Genomic DNA, 2,258 nt, shown 5'->3' with positions numbered 1-2,258 from the left:
GTGTATAATATTGGTATATATAGTCCTTATGGATTAGGAAAGAATAATGTCAGAAAAAAAGAAAATCAACGAGAAGGCAATTCGAATAATATGGGGCTCAGCAGAGGATTTGCCAGCTCTGTATGCTAATAATCTGTATATTTCGCATGGTGGAGAAAATGAATTCCATCTATTCTTCGGGCATTTAACCCCGCCTATAACTCATGGTCTTACTGAGGATGAAATGCCTGACAATGTAGAGATAAAGCCAGTTGCGAAAATTGTTGTTACTCCCGAGATGATGGGAGAATTTCTTCAAGTGTTAAATGACAATTATGAGAAATTATTAAATAAGAAAGAAGGGAAGAAATGACGATTGACAGCCTTAGTATATCTCAATTGAGATTATCGGATGGTTATGTAGCGAAAGAAAGTGAGCAAAACTTCGTTAGTTCTTCAGATTCAGTAGAAAACGCATACATACTGTACCATGGTGATACTTATCGGGTGAATACAAAACAGCTTTGGTTTTGGACAGATGAATGGCAAAACGGGGAACGTCAGGTTGATGAACATATTCGCAATGGGAATGTGCAGAGCTTTGATACTATGGATGAATTTCTTCGTACTTTAGAAGAATAGGGGTATGAAGTTCCGCCGTACGCCGTCATTCTATGATGATTTTGGTGGATTAGAATCACGCGATCAACAAGCCGTGAAGGATGCTTTTCCTGACGTTGCGAGAGCTTTACAAGGGGATGTGGAATTGTTCAATCGCTTCCGTATAAAGAGAATGAAGGGACATCCTGAAATTTGGGAGGGACATGTGAGAGGAAATAGTTTATGTTTTACTTTTCAATATGAATATACAACTGATGGCGAAAAGGTGTGTTTCTTTCGAAAAGTAGGCACTCACGACATTTATAGTAATCCGTGAAAAGGATCCCGCAAAAGCGGGACTTTTTTATTGTCTATAATGCTCATTATCATAATATACAAGTTTCATTAACCGAAATCAATTGTCATATGTCATAAATATTAAAGCGACTACCCCCTGAGGGGGGCAGGGGATAGTCTAAATCGTGTCCAACCGGAAGACCGATTGTTCAACCCCAGTATAGCGCAGCAATAAACGAATTTCAAGAGGTACTGATTATATTGAAGGGCCTTTAATGAAGCCTGTTTTGAAGCCTGGTCTCTTGTATGATAATAGGATAGAACCCACAATAATTTACTGACCGCATAAAAACCGACACCGAACCAATCATTGGAAGTGGTTACGTGGTGCCGGTTTTTCTTTTCTGTTCAAATAAAGGAGGTGAAGAATTAGAGAACAAATGACAGCAAGGCATCCGCTCTTGTTACAAAAGCGATGCAAAGACCAGCTGGGGGTGATCCCCCACAAAAACCCAGTACCCATTTTACAAAAGGAGATTTTTCAATGTCTGTCAAATTTAATGTTGTTGAGCGTGGAAATCCATCTGACCCGGCCGCGCCCAAGAAATTCTATCCTTCCCCGGTTTCCACCGACCGGGTGGAGATGCGCGGCGTGGTGAATCGCGTAGCAGAGATGTCTACGATCAGCACCCCGGATACGATGGCAGCGGTAGAATCCCTGCTCAAGGTGATCCCGAGCTACATCAGTGAGGGCAGAATTGTAGACCTGGGCGATTTCGGATCTTTCTGGCTGCGCCTGAAAACCAATGGCTCCGATACCGAGGATCAGGTGAGCGCCGAAAATGTTAAAAATGTGCTGGTGCTCTTTCGTCCCGGACCGGAATTTGAGCGCATTTTGGACGATATCAAGTTCCGCAAGGCCTGATCCGCAAAAAGGTACTGACCTTTTAGTGAAAAGGTACTGACCTTTTATCGAAAAGGTACTGACCTTTTGGCAAAAAGGTACTAACCTTTTGGCAAAAAGGTACTAACCTTTTGAGAGATAGGTCCTAACCTTTTCAAGAGACTACCTCCTAAACCTGCAGGGGGTAGTCGTTTAACATGTATGGCAAATGACAATTCGTGATTAGTGCGTGAAAATTGGATCGTAAAAGTAATCTCTTTTAGTCAATCGTTTGGAAAAACTATCAAACCTGAATAGGAAGTTCAGGCTTGGATAGTCATTTTTATATTCGTCTATATCGGATGCCGTTACGCTCCCAAAATATAAACCCCGTGAAATGAAAGTTCTAGATGAAGAGCAGGTTCGGACATTGCTTGATGCAGTAGAAGGAACTCGCTATTATGCTTTATATTATCTTGCAGTTACTACAGGTCTCAGG

General features: G+C 41.6%; 4 protein-coding genes. All 4 read left to right on the top strand.

The window, feature by feature from the left end; all coding sequences use genetic code 11:
• Positions 1-46: 46 nt before the first annotated feature.
• The 4 genes from AC3DOM_RS17560 (at position 47) to AC3DOM_RS17545 (ending at position 1,801) form a co-directional block, all read left to right on the top strand.
• Positions 47-352 (top strand): hypothetical protein, encoded by a 306-nt coding sequence (locus tag AC3DOM_RS17560; protein WP_487920336.1) that lies wholly within the window; start codon positions 47-49, stop codon positions 350-352.
• On the top strand, positions 349-621 hold the full coding sequence (locus tag AC3DOM_RS17555; RefSeq protein ID WP_487920335.1) for a hypothetical protein: 273 nt from the start codon (positions 349-351) through the stop codon (positions 619-621). Before AC3DOM_RS17560 ends, AC3DOM_RS17555 begins: the two co-directional genes overlap by 4 nt.
• 4 nt (positions 622-625) lie before the next feature.
• On the top strand, positions 626-916 hold the full coding sequence (locus AC3DOM_RS17550; protein ID WP_487920334.1) for a hypothetical protein: 291 nt from the start codon (positions 626-628) through the stop codon (positions 914-916).
• A gap of 504 nt (positions 917-1,420) precedes the next feature.
• Entirely contained in the window at positions 1,421-1,801 is a 381-nt protein-coding gene (locus AC3DOM_RS17545; protein ID WP_487920333.1) for an HU family DNA-binding protein, read from the top strand.
• The last annotated feature ends 457 nt before the right edge of the window (positions 1,802-2,258 follow it).

The organism is Candidatus Desulfolinea nitratireducens (genome assembly GCF_982879505.1).
Note: the sequence above shows the minus strand (reverse complement) of the source record. Positions and strands in the feature narration are given on the sequence as shown.

Coding starts and splice junctions, on each gene's coding strand:
- AC3DOM_RS17560 (WP_487920336.1), top strand. CDS start 47: ATGTCAGAAAAAAAGAAAATCAACGAGAAGGCAATTCGAATAATATGG.
- AC3DOM_RS17555 (WP_487920335.1), top strand. CDS start 349: ATGACGATTGACAGCCTTAGTATATCTCAATTGAGATTATCGGATGGT.
- AC3DOM_RS17550 (WP_487920334.1), top strand. CDS start 626: ATGAAGTTCCGCCGTACGCCGTCATTCTATGATGATTTTGGTGGATTA.
- AC3DOM_RS17545 (WP_487920333.1), top strand. CDS start 1,421: ATGTCTGTCAAATTTAATGTTGTTGAGCGTGGAAATCCATCTGACCCG.